This is a genomic window from Paraburkholderia phymatum (assembly GCF_038900715.1).
GTDB lineage: Bacteria > Pseudomonadota > Gammaproteobacteria > Burkholderiales > Burkholderiaceae > Paraburkholderia > Paraburkholderia phymatum_A.
Window position 1 is genome coordinate 115,974 of sequence record NZ_JAYMRZ010000003.1, and the last position, 15,454, is coordinate 131,427.

The window sequence follows — 15,454 nt, forward strand, 5'->3', positions numbered from 1 at the left end:
TCTCTATATGGCTTCGCACATTTGCCCCGAAAGGGGCAGCATCGCAGTCTTACAAGACATAGTCCGGCAGGGAAGATAGTGTCTCAAGATGTGCGGTGAGACGTGCTTCTTGAGGAGGCTGGGTTGCTCAACGCTCGCGCGGCTTACGGCAAGATCCAGGCGTTGCGCGACGTTGGATCGCGACATCGCCTGCCCATCCCGGTTGGGCAGTAAGGCAGCTTCACCCCGTAGCGTTGGATTCAATCGCAACCAGCTACGGATCTCGGCGACGGTGGCGTCCCACAGCGGGATCGATCGCAGCTTGCGTCCCTTGCCGTGCAGGTGCACGCACGCTGCACCGTCGAGGACCACATCGACGACGCGCACGCCAATGATCTCGGAGACACGCGCCCCCGTGTTGTAGAGCATCGTCAGCAGCAGGTGGTCGCGTCGCGAGGACCAGCTCTCTCCCGGCTGGCCGAGTATGGCGATCATCTCTGCACGCGTGAGGAAGTGGAGCATCGGCCGCTCGAAGCGCTTCATCGGCACCGCCAGTGCGCGCTCGACATCGTGCAACGAAGCCACGTCACGGCGACCGGCGAACTTCAGGAACGCACGTAGCGCTGTGAGCCGTAAGTTGCGGCTGCGAACCGAGTTCTTCCGATCCTGCTCCAGATGATCAAGGAAGGCCAGGATCAGGTCGGGTTGGAGGTCGGCCAGCCGCATCGTGGTCGGCGCCTTGCCGAACTGGCGGCTGGCGAAGTCCAGAAACAGCAGCAAGGCATCCCGGTAACAGGCCACCGTACGCGGACTGACCGCCCGCTGCGCGACCAGGTACTCGGTGAAGAACTGCTGGACCAGCGCAGCGAACGAAGGCGACTTCGGGGCAGGGTTCTCACGCATCTTGCACCTCCTGCCTGACCGTGAACGACTCGAAACGTCCGGCGGCCAGCGCCATCAGCTCGGGCACCGCCGAGAGGTACCAGTAGGTGTTGGTCACCATCGTATGTCCGACGTAGGTCGACAGCGACAGCATGGCCTGATCGATGTCCACGCCTTGGGCTTGCCACTGCACGATGCGGCGCACGACGAAGGTGTGCCGCAGGTCATGGATGCGTGGGGCATGGTGTGCACCGCGGTTGCCCCAGCCCAGTTGCTGGCGCAGGTCGCGGAAGACGCGGTGCACCTGATGGTTGCCAAGTGGCAGACCGCGTCGTCGACCGCGGGTGCCGACGAAGAAAGGGCCATCCTCCGCTGGCGGCCCCTCGGCCAAGTCACGCAGCCAGCAATATCGGCGCAAGGCATCCACGGTGCTCGGGTGCATGGGAACCTGGCGCGACTTGCCGAACTTGGTCCGGTGGATGGTTAGGAACCCGTACTTGAGATCAATGTCGCCGTTGCGTAGCGACAGCGCCTCGCCGATCCGCAGCCCCGTCGCGGCGATCAGTCCGAACAGCGTTTCGTAGACGGCGCCGCGTAGCCCCGGCGAAGGCCCGAGTCGGCGCGCACAAGCGAGTAAATCGACGATCTCCCCCTCGCTGAAGATGTGTGGCGCTTGCCGCTCGGGCAATCGTCCGAAGATCGAATCGTCGGGCACCTCGGTGCGCGGCTCGAACTGCTGCAGCCAGCGCAGGAACGTGCGCAACTTCTTCAGCCGCCGCGCCCAGGTCCGCGGGTCAATGCAGCCGTGGCGGTCGTTTCGGGCCCAGGCTGCCATGAGTTCAACCGTCAAGGCGCCGCGATGGCCGGCAGCGTGTACATGGCGCGCGAAGCTGCGTAGGACGTAGCCATCATCACGAGTGGAGAAACCCAGTTGGCGACGCTCGACCAGAAACTGTTCGACGCGTGCTTGCACAGAAGTTGGCGCGCTCATGCTGCACTCCCCGGCCATGGCAGCGCGACCTCGACCAACTTGCGGCTATCGAGCTTGGCATAGATCAGCGTCGTGTTCAACGAGCGGTGACGCAGGACGTCGGCTACTTCCTTCAGCGAGGAGCCACCAGCCAGCAAGCGGTTGGCCATCGTGTGGCGCAGCAGATGCGAGCGCGTGTAAGGAAGACCGGCGCGGGCGAAAGCCTGGCGGATCGTCTTGCGGATGAGATCAGGACCGGCGGGCTGGTCGCGGGGCGCGACATGGCGGACGAAGACGGCCCGATTGGAAGTCTTGGGACGCTCCTGCTCAAGGTAGGCCGCGATGGCTTTGCCAGTAGTGGCGGGCAGCGGCAGCACGTCCTCGCGGCGCCCCTTGGTGTGGCGCAAGATGAGCGTGCCGGCTTGCCAGTCGATATCGTCCAGACTGAGACGGGCGATCTCGCCGCTGCGCAGTCCGAGGTCGAGCGCACAGCGCACGATGGCGTCGGCTCGCCGCATCGAGCGGCCCCGTTGGCCGAGCGATCCGATCAACCGCTCGACCTCTTCCGCCGTCAGCGACTTGGGCAACGCGGACAGCGACCAGTTGGCAGGATAGGACACCGCGCCGATCAGTCCGTGGACCAGATCGCCGAGCGAGGCGCGGTAGCGGAAGTAGCCGCGCAGCGCTGCCACGACCGGCCCAGCATTCGCCGGCTTGCTATAAAGCTTCGCTTGCCCTGCGAAGAAACGCCGAACGTGCTCGGGCTTGATCGCGGCGACGTCGACGGGGCCCTCGCCGAAACGAGCCGTCAGCAACCGCGCGATGATGCGCAGGGCGATGCTCCGCGTCTTCGGCGCCAAGCCTCGCACACGCTCCATATACTCGCCGTAACGGCGCAATTCCTCGTCTACAGGTGTTGCGCTGACCGTTGGCACTGCGATGACACCGTGAGCACGCAGGACCACGAGCAGATGCCCCAGCGCCGCCCTATGGTCACCCCGATCGTGATGTAACGCGCCAGCGCACTTGCATGGTAGGAGATGCTCGTCGAGGAACTCTGCGATCAACCCCTCATCGATTCGGCGCCGCCGACAGGGCCCGGAGTCCGCCCATTGGGCGAAGTGCGTGATACAGAGCAGGTAAGTAGCGACCGTCCTCGCAGCGTACCGGCGTTGGCTCAGGTACTGCTTGAACGTATCAGCGTCTATCCGACCGTCGGCGAAACCGTCTATGTCCGTGCGGCGAACGATGTCCATGGTGATCTCCAGAAGTGAGACCACCACTGCATCACAGGTCGGAACTATGTCCAGATCCTTGCTCGCCCACCTTGCCAGAGCCTCGCCATGCCTAGGTCGGCGCCCTCAGCGACCGATCATCTGTGCATAGTTGTGACCTGAGCATAGGGGTCGACAGTGTGAATTCGCTAATGCCAAATGCCGCTCTCACGAGACCCCGCGCACAAGAACACTACACTCTGATGGGTGCATGTCATCCGTAGTGCGCTGGCGCAGCGGACCGAAGCGTCGCAAGCTGCGTGTGCGACGCGACAGGATCATCCTAGCCACCGCCCTCCCTCGATGACAAAGTAACGGAACGCGTCCCAGCCGAGGAGCCCTCCGTGTCCGCACCCCAACCGCTTGCCCCTGTCGCAACCGTCGCTTACCGGCCGTTCGCATCGTCGGACATCGCCGCCGCGCACGCGCTCTCGACGCAGGTCAACTGGCCGCATTGCGCCGACGACTGGCGCTTTGTCGTCGATGCCGGCTCCGGTTTTATCGCGCAGAGCGATGACGAAATCGTGGGCACGGCGCTCTGCTGGAAGTACGGAGACAGCGGCGCGTCGCTCGGCATGGTGATCGTTTCTCCAGAACGGCAGGGCTCAGGCATCGGGCGCAAGCTGATGGAACTGTTGCTGGATGAACTGGGAAAACGTACTGCCGTGCTGCATGCGACGCCCGCCGGCCAGGCGCTGTACGAAAAGCTCGGCTTTGCGAAGATCGGCACGATCAACCAGCATCAAGCCGCCGATTTCCGCGTACCACATGTTGCCCTCGCACAAGACGAGCAACTTCGTCCGCTGCGCGCCGACGATGTGGCTCGCCTGGTCAATCTCGCATCGCGCGCGAGCGGTCTCGACCGCAGCGCGCTGCTCCCCGCTTTGCTCGAAGTTGCCCAAGGCGTCGCCCTCGAACGTGACGGTGAATTGGTCGGCTTCGCGCTACTGCGGCGCTTCGGACGCGGCCACGCGATCGGCCCTGTCGTCGCGGTCGACGCCGGCGGCGAGCAGATGCGCCGCGCCCAGGCGCTTATCGCGCATTGCCTTGCGGCGAACGCAGGCGCGTTCACGCGCATCGATACGCCCGGCGACAGCGGCCTCACGCCGTGGCTCGACGAACTTGGCCTTTTGCGCGTCGATACTGTCGTCAAGATGTCGCGCAACGGAGCGCCTTCCATCGACGCATCCGTCGGGCAGTTCGCGATCGTCAATCAGGCACTGGGTTGAATCATGACGCTTCTCTACAAGGCCGATCCCGAACGCGGCAAGCAATGGGCGCGGCTGTTCGCGCAGAAGGCGCCCGAGATTCCCTTTCGCCTGTGGCCCGACATCGGCGATCCCGCGTCGGTCCGCTATCTCGCCGCGTGGCAGCCGCCCGAATACTCCGTGCGCACGCTGCCGAACCTCGAAGTGATCTTCTCGGTCGGCGCGGGCATCGACCAGTTCGATCTGTCGTGCGTGCCGCCGCATATCGCCGTCGTGCGCATGATCGAGCCGGGCATCGTCGAAGGCATGGTCGAGTATGTGACGCAAGCCGTGCTGACCATTCATCGCGATCTCTTCGACTATGCGTTGCAGCAGCGGCAGCGCGCCTGGCGCGAAATGCCCGTGCGCGCGGCATCATCGCGGCGCGTCGGCGTGCTGGGACTCGGCATGCTCGGCTCGGCGGTGCTCGAACGGCTGCGTCTGTTCGGCTTTCCATGCGCAGGGTGGAGCCGCTCGGCGCATCAGCTTGAAGGGATCGAATGCTTTGCGGGCGTCGAGAAGCTGGACGCGTTTCTCGCTCGCACCGATATCCTCATCTGCCTTTTGCCGCTCACCGACGCGACGCGCGGCCTGCTAGACAAGCGCCTGTTCGGCAAGCTGCCGATGGGCGCTTCGTTCATCAACGTCGGGCGTGGCCCGCAGGTGAACCAGCAGGACCTGCTCGACGCGCTCGACTGCGGCCAGTTGCAGAACGCGATTCTCGACGTCACCGACCCCGAGCCGCTGCCGGAGTCGCATCCGTTCTGGACGCATCCTCGCGTGCGCATTACGCCGCATATCGCGAGCGCGACGCGGCCGGAAACCGCCGTCGATGTTGTGCTGGACAATATTCGACGTCATCGGGGCGGATTGCCGATGATCGGCGAGATCGACCGTCGTCGCGGGTATTAGCAGGCCACAGCACAAAATGCTGCGCGTACCCCGCAAAAAACCGCATTTGCGTTTTTTCGCGATTTATTTGGCGAATCGGCCGACAGGCTTCTCTCAGTAGTATGGAACGGTCCGCAGCCCATTCCGAGAAGAGAACCCCACTATGTCGATCCAATCGCTCATCGAAGCCGACCGCAAACATCTGATTCATCCCGTCGTCAGCTATCGCGCGCATGAAGCGCGCGGCGTCACGGTGCTCGAGTCCGCGCAGGGCGTGTTTCTGCGAGACATCGAAGGCAATGAACTGCTCGACGCATTCTCCGGCCTCTGGTGCGTGAACACGGGCTACGGCCATCAAAGCATCGTCGAAGCCGCCGCGAAGCAGATGGCCCGCCTGCCCTACGCGACGGGCTACTTCCACTTCGGCTCCGAACCCGCCATCGAACTCGCGGCGAAGCTGGTCGAACTGTCGCCCGCAGCGCTGCAGCATGTGTATTTCACGCTGGGCGGCTCCGACGCCGTCGATTCCGCACTGCGCTTCATCACGCATTACTTCAACGCGACCGGCAAGCCGTCGAAGAAGCACATCATCGCGCAGCAGCGCGGCTACCACGGCTCGTCGTCGATCGGCGCGGGGCTCACGGCGCTGCCTGCGTTCCATCGCCACTTCGACGTGCCGCTCGCGACACAGCATCACATTGCGTCGCCCTACGCGTACCGCAACGATTTCGCCGACGATGCCGCGCTGATCGCAGCGTCCGTCGCAGCACTCGAAGCAAAGGTCGAAGCACTCGGCGCGGATAACACCGCCGCGTTCTTCTGCGAACCGATCCAGGGCTCGGGCGGCGTGATCGTGCCGCCTGTCGGCTGGCTGAAAGCGATGCGCGAAGCGTGCCGCAAGCTCGACATCCTGTTCGTCGCCGACGAAGTGATCACGGGCTTTGGCCGCACGGGTCCGCTGTTCGCATGTCAGGCCGAAGACGTCGAGCCCGATCTGATGACGGTCGCCAAAGGCTTGACCGCTGGCTACGCGCCGATGGGCGCCGTGCTGATGTCGGACGCGATGTATCAGGGCATCGCCGATGGCGGCGACGTGTCGGCGGCAATCGGCCACGGCCACACCTATTCCGCGCATCCAGTGAGCGCGGCGATCGGGCTCGAAGTGATGCGCCTCTATCACGAAGGCGGGCTGCTTGCGAACGGCATCGCACGCGGGCCGCGCTTCGCGCAAGGGCTCGACGCGCTGCTCGCGCATCCGCTCGTCGGCGATTCGCGGCATCGGGGGTTGCTGGGCGCGCTCGAACTCGTGTCGGACAAAAACACCAAACAGGGCTTCGATGCGTCTTTGAAACTCCCCGACCGCATCGCGACAGCCGCATATCGCAACGGCCTCGTGTTTCGCGCATTCGGCGACAACATCCTCGGTTTCGCGCCGGCGCTCTGCTACACGGAAGCGGAGTTCGACCTGCTGTTCGAGCGCCTCGAGAAAACGCTCGACGACGTGCTCGAACAAGCCGACGTCCGCGCCGCGCTGAAGGGGTCGATCGAATTCAAACGCCGCGCGGCTGCGTGATAACATCGACCGACCCTTCGACATGCGGGACCGACCGACTCACGATGAGCACCGACTGCAAGCTGGACCGAATCGATCTGCGCATCCTCTCGCAACTGCAAAAGCGAGGGCGTATTACGAACGTCGAGCTGGCCGACGCCGTCGGCCTGTCGCCCAGCCCTTGCCTGATTCGCGTCAAGCGTCTGGAGAAAGCCGGCTATATCGTCGGGTACGGTGCGCAGATCCAGCTGGAAAAGCTCGGCGACGTGCAGATCGTTTTCACCGAGGTCACGCTTGCCGACCATCGCCGCGAGGACTTCATCAAGTTCGTCAACGCGATCAAGGATGTCGACGAGATCGTCGAATGCCATCTGGCGAGCGGCGGCTACGACTATCTGCTGAAGTTCGTCACGCGCAGCGTGAGCCACTATCAGAGCATCATCGAAGGGCTGCTGGAGCGCGATATCGGGATCGAGAAATACTTCAGCTATGTAATCATCAAGACGCCGTTCATCAAAACGCACTATCCGCTCGAAACGCTCTTCTCGCAGAACCATCACTGAGGCGCGTCGGGTTCGGCCATGCGGCTGAACTCGTCGGCCAGAAAATCGACGCACACGCGCACCTTCGCCGACGACGCCAGTCGTGCCGGATACACCGCCCACACGTTCGCCGGCTGCGTGACGCCGGGCAGTACCTGCTGCAATGCGCCGCTTTCGAGCAGCGGCCGCACGTCCCACATCGAACGCAGCACAATGCCGCGTCCCGCCAGCGCCCATTGCACGGCCACTTCGCCGTGATTGGTCGAGAGCGCTCCCGTCACCTTGACCGACACCGTCTCGCCGCGCTCCATCAGCCGCCAGATACCGAACGGATGGTCGCGCTCCTTGATCGCGAGACATTGATGCGAAGCGAGATCGGCAAGCTGCCGCGGCGCGCCGTGGCGCTTCAGATAATCGGGCGACGCACACAGCACACGATGATTCGACGCGAGGCGCCTCGCGATCAGGTGCGAGGCGATTTCGTCGCCGATGCGGATGTCCAGATCGAAGCCCTCTCCCGCCACATCGACGATCCGGTCAAACAGATCGAGCCGGATGCTCAGCTGCGGATAACGCTCGGTCAGGCGCGCGAGCGCCGGTGCCACGACATGCCGGCCGAAGCCGAAACTGCTGGAAATGCGCAACGTGCCACGCGGCACGCGACGCGTGGTCGATACGTCTTCGACGAGGCGATCGACGTCGTCGAGAATCTTCTCGGCCCACGCGTACACCCGTTCGCCGGCTTCTGTGATGGCGACGCGGCGCGTCGAGCGATGCAGCAGCCGCGTGCCGAGGTCCTCTTCGAGCATGTTCACGCGCTTGCTCACATACGCCGCCGACACCGACAAAGCGTCCGCCGCCGCACTGAAGCTCGCCTTGCGGGCGACGGTGCAGAACACGCGCAAGTCGTCGAGGTTAGGCGTTTTATTCACAGTTCGTGCATAGAGGCTTAACCGAAAACGCGATTGTAGGACGGATGATCCGCAATAGACTACTGTCTATCGCTCACATGGTCTGATCGAACCCGATCCATTCCCACCATTCCCAACGAGGACACATCTATGACACGCAACTACCGCATCGCAGTGATTCCCGGCGACGGCATCGGCAAGGAAGTGATGCCCGAAGCGCTGCGCGCGCTCGACGTCGTCAGCAAGCGCTATGGCATCGGCCTCGCGTATGAGCACATCGAGTGGGCCAGTTGCGACTACTACGCCCAGCACGGCCAGATGATGCCGGACGACTGGAAGGCGCAGCTCGATGGCGTCGATGCGATCCTGTTCGGCGCGGTCGGCTGGCCCGCCACCGTGCCCGATCACATCTCGCTGTGGGGCTCGCTGCTCAAGTTCCGCCGCGAGTTCGACCAGTACATCAACCTGCGTCCGGCGCGTCTGTTCGATGGCGTGCCGTCGCCGCTCGCCGGCCGCAAGGCGGGCGACATCGACTTCATGATCGTGCGCGAGAACACCGAGGGCGAGTACTCGTCGGTGGGCGGCACGATGTTCGAAGGCACCGAGCGCGAATTCGTGATGCAGCAGTCGATCTTCACGCGCAAGGGCTCCGAGCGCGTGCTGAAATTCGCGTTCGATCTCGCGCAGCGCCGCGCGAAGAAGATCACGGTGGCGACGAAGAGCAACGGCATCTCGATCAGCATGCCGTGGTGGGACGCGCGCGCCGCCGAAATGGCCGCGCATTATCCGGACGTTACGTGGGACAAGCAGCACATCGACATCTTGTGCGCGCGCTTCGTGCTGAACCCCGACCGCTTCGACGTGGTGGTCGCGACGAATCTGTTCGGCGACATCCTCTCGGATCTCGGCCCGGCGTGCACGGGCACGATCGGCATTGCGCCGTCGGCGAACATGAATCCCGATCGCGTGTTCCCGTCGCTGTTCGAACCCGTGCACGGCTCCGCGCCCGATATCGCGGGCAACGGTATCGCCAATCCCATCGCGATGATCTGGTCGGCGGCGATGATGCTCGATTTTCTCGGCAACGGCCAGGGCAAGGAACGCGAAGCGCACAACGCGATTCTCGCCGCCATCGAAGCCGTGCTGAAGGACGGCCCGCATACGGGCGATCTCGGCGGCAAGGCCAACACGGCGGAAGTGGGCGCCGCGATTGCGCATCGGCTTGCGTGAACCGTGAAGGGCCCGCCGGGAGCCACAACAGTATAGGAGCGCAGTTATGACGAAGCGATACGAGTTGAGCGAACTGATCCGCAGCGACAATTTCATCGATGGCAAGTGGGTCGCTGCATCAGGCGGCAAGCGCTTTGCCGTCACGAATCCGGCGACGGGCGAAACGATCGCGCAGGTCGCCGACAGCGATGCCGCCGACGCGCACGCGGCCACCGATGCCGCCGCCCGCGCATTCCCCGCATGGCGCGATGCGCTGCCGAAGGATCGCGCGGCGGTGCTGCATCGATGGCACGCGCTGATGGTCGAGAACGCGGACGCGCTCGGCCGTCTGATCTCGCTCGAACAGGGCAAGCCGTTCGCCGAAGGGCGCGGCGAAGTGATGTACGGCGCGTCGTACGTCGCGTGGTTCGCGGACGAAGCGACGCGCATCTACGGCGACATCATTCCGCAGCAGCAACGCGGCAAGCGCATGAGCGCCGTGAAGGAGCCCATCGGTATCGTCGCCGCGATCACGCCGTGGAATTTCCCGCTCGCGATGATCGCGCGCAAGATCGCGCCCGCGCTCGCAGCGGGCTGCACCGTCGTCGGCAAGCCTGCCGAAGACACGCCGCTCACCGCGCTCGCGCTCGCAATGCTCGCGCATGAAGCGGGCGTGCCGCCGGGCGTGCTGAACCTGATCTCGGCTTCACGCGAAAACGCCGTGCCCGCCGTCGCCGACTGGCTGGCCGACAGCCGGGTGCGCAAGATCACGTTCACGGGCTCGACGCCTGTCGGCAAGTATCTCGCGCGCGAATCGGCGGGGACGTTGAAGAAGCTGTCGCTGGAACTCGGCGGCAATGCGCCTTTCATCGTGTTCGACGATGCCGATCTCGACGCGGCCGTGACGGGCCTGCTCGCCGCGAAGTTCCGCAACGGCGGACAGACCTGTGTGTGCCCGAACCGCGTCTATGTGCAGGCGGGCGTGTACGAGCGTTTCGCGGATCTGCTCGCGACGCGCGTTGCCGCGCTGAAGGTCGCGCCCGCGACCGACCCAGCCGCGCAGATCGGCCCGATGATCAACGCACGCGCCATCGACAAGATCGCGCGTCACGTCGATGACGCCGTGAGCCGCGGCGCGCGCGTGCTGACGGGCGGCAAGCGCCTGCCCGAACTCGGCCCGAACTACTACGCGCCCACCGTGCTCGCCGACGCAACGCCCGACATGCAACTCAGCTGCGAAGAAACCTTCGGCCCTGTCGTGCCGCTGTTCCGCTTCGACCACGAAGCCGAAGCGATCAGCGCGGCCAACGACACGCCCTTCGGCCTCGCATCGTACTTCTACAGCCAGGATGTGCGCCGCATCGATCGCGTTGCCCGGCGGCTGGAAGCAGGCATCGTCGGCATCAACGAAGGGGCGCTTGCGAGCGAGGCCGCGCCGTTCGGCGGCGTGAAGGAATCGGGCTACGGCCGCGAAGGCTCGAAATACGGCCTCGACGATTACCTGTCGATCAAATACCTCTGCCAGGGCGGTCTCGAATGAATGCGCACGCTTATTCGATCGAACTCGCGTTTCCCGACATCGCCGCGCACGAGCGCAGCGACACGGGCATTCCGTACGTTCACACCTTCGATTCAGGCATCGCCGGCCCGCACGTGATGATCAACGCGCTTACACACGGCAACGAAGTGTGCGGCGCGATCGTCGTCGATGCGCTGCTGCGCGCGAAGCTGCGGCCACGGCGCGGCAAGCTGACGCTCTCGTTCGCGAACGTCGACGCATATGCACGTTTCGATCCGTCGCGCCCCGACGCGGCGCGTTTCGTCGATCAGGACTTCAACCGCGTGTGGACCGCGCAAACGCTCGACAACGCCGCACTCGATTCCAGCGAACTGCGCCGTGCCCGCGCGATGCGGCCTGTTCTTGATACGGTCGATCTGCTGCTCGACCTGCATTCGATGCACGAGAAGAGCAAGCCGCTCATCGTGTCGGGACCGCTCGACAAGGGCATTGCGCTTGCGGAGAAGCTCGGCACCCCAGCGACGGTGATCTGCGATGAGGGTCATCCCGAAGGACGGCGCATGCGCGACTACGAAGGCTTCGGCGATCCTCAGAGTCCAAGGAACGCGCTGCTGATCGAGTGCGGACAACACTGGGAACCGAGTGCGCTTGCCGTTGCACGCGATGTAACGGCGCGGTTTCTGGCGCTGTCGGGTGTCGCCGATGCGCAGGACTTGCCAGCCGGTTGGACCATGCCGCTGCCTCAAGAGATACTGATCGTGCGCGTCACGGAGCCCGTCGTCGCGAAGAGCCTCGACTTTCGTTTCGCCGATGCGTACACGGGACTCGAAGTGTTTCCCGAAGCAGGGACCGTCATCGGCTGGTCGAATGGCGAGGCAGTGCGCACGCCTTACCCCGACTGCATGCTCGTGATGCCGTCTCTCAGGCAGTTGCGCGCGGGCGTGACGGTCGTGAGGCTTGGCAGGATCGAGCGGCGTGTCAACGCCGCGTGACATGCGCTGTCGTACTTCCAATCAACATCATCGGCGTAACACCGACATGAAAGTTCAGCAGATCAAACAAAGCATCGGCTTACAGGGGCTCGAAGACTGGGGCACGGCCGGTCTTCCAGGCTCGCCGGAGATCAAGGTATCCGGCGTGCAGAAGGTGATACGCGGCAGTGAAGCCATCGATACGGGCATCTTCGAATGCACGCCCGGCACCTATCGGCGCTCGGTGAAGCAGGCGGAGGTGATGCACTTCCTGAGCGGCCGCGGCCGCTTTACGCCCGACGGCGAAGACACGATCCACTTCACGGGTGGCGACACATTGTTCTTCGAAGCCGGGACGGAAGGCACATGGGAAGTCGAAGAAACGATGCGCAAGGTCTACGCGATCTTCTGACGAAGTGCAGTCCGTGAGAGCCCTGGTGACGTTTGCAGCAAGCGTCTGACATAACACCATGTCATGGGTACTCCAACAATTCCGGCGTTGCTCCGTCGAAATTGACTCACTATATTTCCAGTCAATCCCGCGCTGTTTTGCTCCAGCAACAAGCCGGCGGCCCGACAGCACGACCTGGAAAATGTCTTCGCTTTAACCGTGTCGAGGAAAAGTCGTGATCAACATATCAAGGTTGCGCCCGTTAGCCATGACTCTCGCGTTGGGCGTCGCGAGCCTGGCGCCCGCATTGGCCGCCGGAAAAATCACCTTCGTCTCGCAAGGCGGCACCTATCAGGAAGCCCAGACCAAGGCGATCCTCGACCCTGCCGCGAAGCAGTTGGGCATCACGATCAATCAGGACAGCATTCCCGACGCGTGGCCGCAGATCAAGGCACAAGGCGCGACGGGCAAGCCGATCTGGGATGTAGTCGATACGCCGACATCGAACTGTCTGCGTGGCGGCCGCGAAGGTCTGCTGGAGAAACTCGACTTCTCGAAGATCCCGAATGCGGCTGCCGTTCCGGAGAAATACCGCACCCCGTATTCAGTCGCATACGAGTTCTATTCGACCGTGATCGGCTACAACAAGAAGAACCTGAAGAAGGTGCCGCAAAGCTGGAAGGACTTCTGGGACGTGAAGAACTTCCCCGGCACACGCGCACTGCGCAACGATCCGCAGACGGTGCTCGAAGCCGCGCTGCTCGCGGACGGCGTGCCGCGCGACAAGCTCTATCCCCTCGACGTCGATCGCGCATTCAAGAAACTCCAGCAGATCAAGCCGGACATCACCGTGTGGTGGACATCGGGCGGCCAGTCGGCGCAACTGCTGCATGACGGCGAAGTGGACATGACGATGATCTGGAACGGCCGCGCGAGCGCCGTGAAGAAGGACGATCCCGATGTCGATTTCACGTTCAACGACGGCATCTTGCAGAACACGCAACTATGCGTACTGAAGAACGCGCCGAATCTGCCCGAAGCGATCCAGTTCATCAACGCCGCTGTCTCGCCCGATTTGCAGGCCAATCTGCCGCTCTATATCGACTATGGTCCGGGCAATCCGGCTGCCTTCAAGACGGGCAAGATCAGTGCGAAGCGCGCAAGCGAATTGCCGAGTTCACCGGAGAACGCATCGAAGCAGGCGCTGATGTCCGAAGAATGGTGGGCCTCCGATGCCGGCGTTCAGGCGAAGGCGCGCTGGCTGAAGTTCATGCAGTAAGCCGCGACCGCCTTCTTCATCGACGCGCCCGCAGGAACGTGATTCAGCGCGGGCGCTCTTCTTTTGTTGCATCGCCCTCGTGCCTGCGTGCGGCACGGGGCGAATTCATCCATTCGACGTGATCGACTATCTGATCCTCGGCGGCGGATCGGCTGGCTGCGTGCTGGCCGCGCGCCTCTCCGAAGACGCCGGCAAGAGCATATGCCTGATCGAAGCCGGCCGAGACATCTCACAGGCGAGCATGCCGGATGCGATCCGCAGCCGCTATCCGGGCCGCGCGTATCTCGACACGAACAATATCTGGCAGCAACTGAAGGCGCGCATCAGCCCACCCGCCGCGCTGCGCCGCTACGAGCAGGCAAGGCTGCTGGGCGGCGGCTCAGCGATCAACGCGTTGATGGCGAATCGCGGCGCGCCCGCCGATTACGACGAATGGGATGCGCTCGGCGCGCGCGGCTGGAACTGGCAAGCGTGTCTGCCTTACTTTCGCAAGCTCGAAACCGATTGCGACTTCAGCGGCCAACTGCACGGCTCGAGTGGACCGGTGCGCATTCAGCGCACCGGCTGGCCGCGCATCTCGCCGTTCGTGCAGGCCGTGCTCCGCACGCTGCAACAGCACGGACATGTGCTGCGCGAGGATCAGAACGGCCCGTGGGAAGACGGGGCGTTCATCGGATCGATTGCGGTGAGCGAAACGGGCGAGCGCATCCCGACGTCCGTCTGCTATCTCGACGCTGCCGTGCGCGCTCGAAAGAACCTGTCCGTCCGTACGGGTCTTGTCGTCGACAGGATTCTGTTCGACGGGCAACGGGCGATCGGCGCGCGTATTCTGCGTCCCGACGGCACGCATGAGGATGTGCGCGCGGTCCGCGTGATAGTCAGCGCCGGTGCGGTACACAGCCCTGCCGTGCTGCTCAGAAGCGGCATCGGTCCAGCGAGCGATCTTGCTGCGCTCGGCATCGAAGTACGCGCGGATCGCGCGGGCGTCGGGCGCAATCTGATGGAGCATCCGTCGATCGCGGTGTCCGCGTTTTTGCCGCGCGCGGCGCGCACGCCGTTTCCCGACGAGCATCATGAACAGGCCGTCGTGCGCTTTTCGTCCGGGCTGCCCGGCACAGTTCGCGGCGACATGCATGGCGCGATCCTGTCGCGTTCGGGTTGGCACTCAGTCGGTTATCGGCTGGGGACGATGTTTTTCTGGGTCAACAAGTCGTACTCGCGGGGGCGAATGCGCCTGGCTTCTTCGAGCCCTTTCGATGAACCCGAAGTCGAGTTCGCGATGCTGTCCGATGAGCGCGATCTCGAACGCCTGAAGCTCGCCGTGCGATTCGGCGCACGGACGCTCGGGGCGTCGTCAATGGCATCGCATCGCGATACGATCTTTCCGTCGAGCTATTCGCCGCGCGTCGCGGCCGTCGCGACGCCAGGCATGTGGAATGCGGTTCAGCGCGGCACGCTGAGCGCGCTGCTCGATGTCGCGGGACCGTTGCGCGGCTGGTTGATCCAGCGCGTCGTGACGCAGGGCGTATCGATCGGCGAGTTGCTTGCCGACGATCGGGCGATGACGGCGTTCGTCATGCGGTCAGTCGGCGGAACGTGGCATCCGTCGGGGACGTGTCGGATGGGTGCAGCAAGCGATGCTCTCGCTGTGACGGACGGGGATGGCGCGGTGTACGGCGTCGACGGGTTGCACGTGTGCGATGCGTCGCTGATGCCGTCGATTCCGTGCGCGAATACCAACGTGCCGACGATTATGGTGGCTGAGAGGGTCGCGGATCTGCTTAAGCGCCCAGTGAGGCTCTGAGGCGAATCACACGCACGCATGAAGCCGGCGCAC

At 63.9% G+C, this 15,454-nt stretch carries 14 protein-coding genes; 10 read left to right on the forward strand and 4 right to left on the reverse strand.

Annotation, left to right across the window (positions count from 1 at the left end; genetic code table 11):
- Window positions 1-3 precede the first annotated feature (3 nt).
- Genes VSR68_RS06890 through VSR68_RS06900 form a run of 3 tightly spaced genes read right to left on the reverse strand, consistent with a single transcriptional unit; the run spans window position 4 to window position 3,087 of the window.
- Entirely contained in the window at window positions 4-882 is an 879-nt protein-coding gene (locus tag VSR68_RS06890; protein WP_342939100.1) for a tyrosine-type recombinase/integrase, read from the reverse strand.
- Complete coding sequence (locus VSR68_RS06895; protein WP_342939101.1) at window positions 875-1,852, reverse strand: tyrosine-type recombinase/integrase; 978 nt, start codon at window positions 1,850-1,852, stop codon at window positions 875-877. Before VSR68_RS06895 ends, VSR68_RS06890 begins: the two co-directional genes overlap by 8 nt.
- Window positions 1,849-3,087 carry a site-specific integrase gene (locus tag VSR68_RS06900; protein ID WP_342939102.1) on the reverse strand — a complete coding sequence of 413 codons (1,239 nt, stop codon included), beginning with the start codon at window positions 3,085-3,087 and terminating at the stop codon, window positions 1,849-1,851. Before VSR68_RS06900 ends, VSR68_RS06895 begins: the two co-directional genes overlap by 4 nt.
- Before the next feature lie 362 nt (window positions 3,088-3,449).
- On the opposite strand from VSR68_RS06900, the gene VSR68_RS06905 reads away from it, so the two are divergent.
- The 4 genes from VSR68_RS06905 (at window position 3,450) to VSR68_RS06920 (ending at window position 7,358) form a co-directional block, all read left to right on the forward strand.
- Window positions 3,450-4,334 carry a GNAT family N-acetyltransferase gene (locus VSR68_RS06905; RefSeq protein ID WP_342939103.1) on the forward strand — a complete coding sequence of 295 codons (885 nt, stop codon included), beginning with the start codon at window positions 3,450-3,452 and terminating at the stop codon, window positions 4,332-4,334.
- Window positions 4,335-4,337: 3 nt separating this feature from the next.
- The gene (locus tag VSR68_RS06910) at window positions 4,338-5,264 is read left to right on the forward strand and encodes a glyoxylate/hydroxypyruvate reductase A (RefSeq protein WP_342939104.1); all 927 of its coding nucleotides are present in this window, start codon (window positions 4,338-4,340) and stop codon (window positions 5,262-5,264) included.
- A gap of 142 nt (window positions 5,265-5,406) precedes the next feature.
- Window positions 5,407-6,816: an aspartate aminotransferase family protein gene (locus VSR68_RS06915; protein WP_342939105.1), complete on the forward strand. Its 1,410-nt coding sequence runs from the start codon at window positions 5,407-5,409 to the stop codon at window positions 6,814-6,816.
- A gap of 44 nt (window positions 6,817-6,860) precedes the next feature.
- On the forward strand, window positions 6,861-7,358 hold the full coding sequence (locus VSR68_RS06920) for an Lrp/AsnC family transcriptional regulator (RefSeq protein ID WP_205969686.1): 498 nt from the start codon (window positions 6,861-6,863) through the stop codon (window positions 7,356-7,358).
- On the opposite strand, the gene VSR68_RS06925 is transcribed toward VSR68_RS06920, so the two are convergent.
- A complete protein-coding gene (locus VSR68_RS06925; protein ID WP_342939106.1) occupies window positions 7,352-8,269 on the reverse strand; it encodes a LysR substrate-binding domain-containing protein in 918 nt (305 codons plus the stop codon). The genes VSR68_RS06920 and VSR68_RS06925 overlap by 7 nt on opposite strands.
- A gap of 129 nt (window positions 8,270-8,398) precedes the next feature.
- Between VSR68_RS06925 and VSR68_RS06930 the strand changes: the two genes are divergently transcribed.
- The 6 genes from VSR68_RS06930 (at window position 8,399) to VSR68_RS06955 (ending at window position 15,421) form a co-directional block, all read left to right on the forward strand.
- Window positions 8,399-9,478: a tartrate dehydrogenase gene (locus VSR68_RS06930; RefSeq protein WP_342939107.1), complete on the forward strand. Its 1,080-nt coding sequence runs from the start codon at window positions 8,399-8,401 to the stop codon at window positions 9,476-9,478.
- A 46-nt stretch (window positions 9,479-9,524) separates the two neighbouring features.
- Window positions 9,525-10,997: an NAD-dependent succinate-semialdehyde dehydrogenase gene (locus tag VSR68_RS06935; protein ID WP_342939108.1), complete on the forward strand. Its 1,473-nt coding sequence runs from the start codon at window positions 9,525-9,527 to the stop codon at window positions 10,995-10,997.
- The gene (locus VSR68_RS06940; RefSeq protein ID WP_342939109.1) at window positions 10,994-11,968 is read left to right on the forward strand and encodes a succinylglutamate desuccinylase/aspartoacylase domain-containing protein; all 975 of its coding nucleotides are present in this window, start codon (window positions 10,994-10,996) and stop codon (window positions 11,966-11,968) included. The genes VSR68_RS06935 and VSR68_RS06940 overlap by 4 nt, the downstream gene beginning before the upstream one ends.
- A 46-nt stretch (window positions 11,969-12,014) precedes the next feature.
- Complete coding sequence (locus VSR68_RS06945; protein ID WP_342939110.1) at window positions 12,015-12,359, forward strand: cupin domain-containing protein; 345 nt, start codon at window positions 12,015-12,017, stop codon at window positions 12,357-12,359.
- A 247-nt stretch (window positions 12,360-12,606) separates the two neighbouring features.
- On the forward strand, window positions 12,607-13,617 hold the full coding sequence (locus VSR68_RS06950; protein WP_342939111.1) for an ABC transporter substrate-binding protein: 1,011 nt from the start codon (window positions 12,607-12,609) through the stop codon (window positions 13,615-13,617).
- A gap of 118 nt (window positions 13,618-13,735) precedes the next feature.
- On the forward strand, window positions 13,736-15,421 hold the full coding sequence (locus VSR68_RS06955; RefSeq protein ID WP_342939427.1) for a GMC family oxidoreductase: 1,686 nt from the start codon (window positions 13,736-13,738) through the stop codon (window positions 15,419-15,421).
- Window positions 15,422-15,454 lie beyond the last annotated feature (33 nt).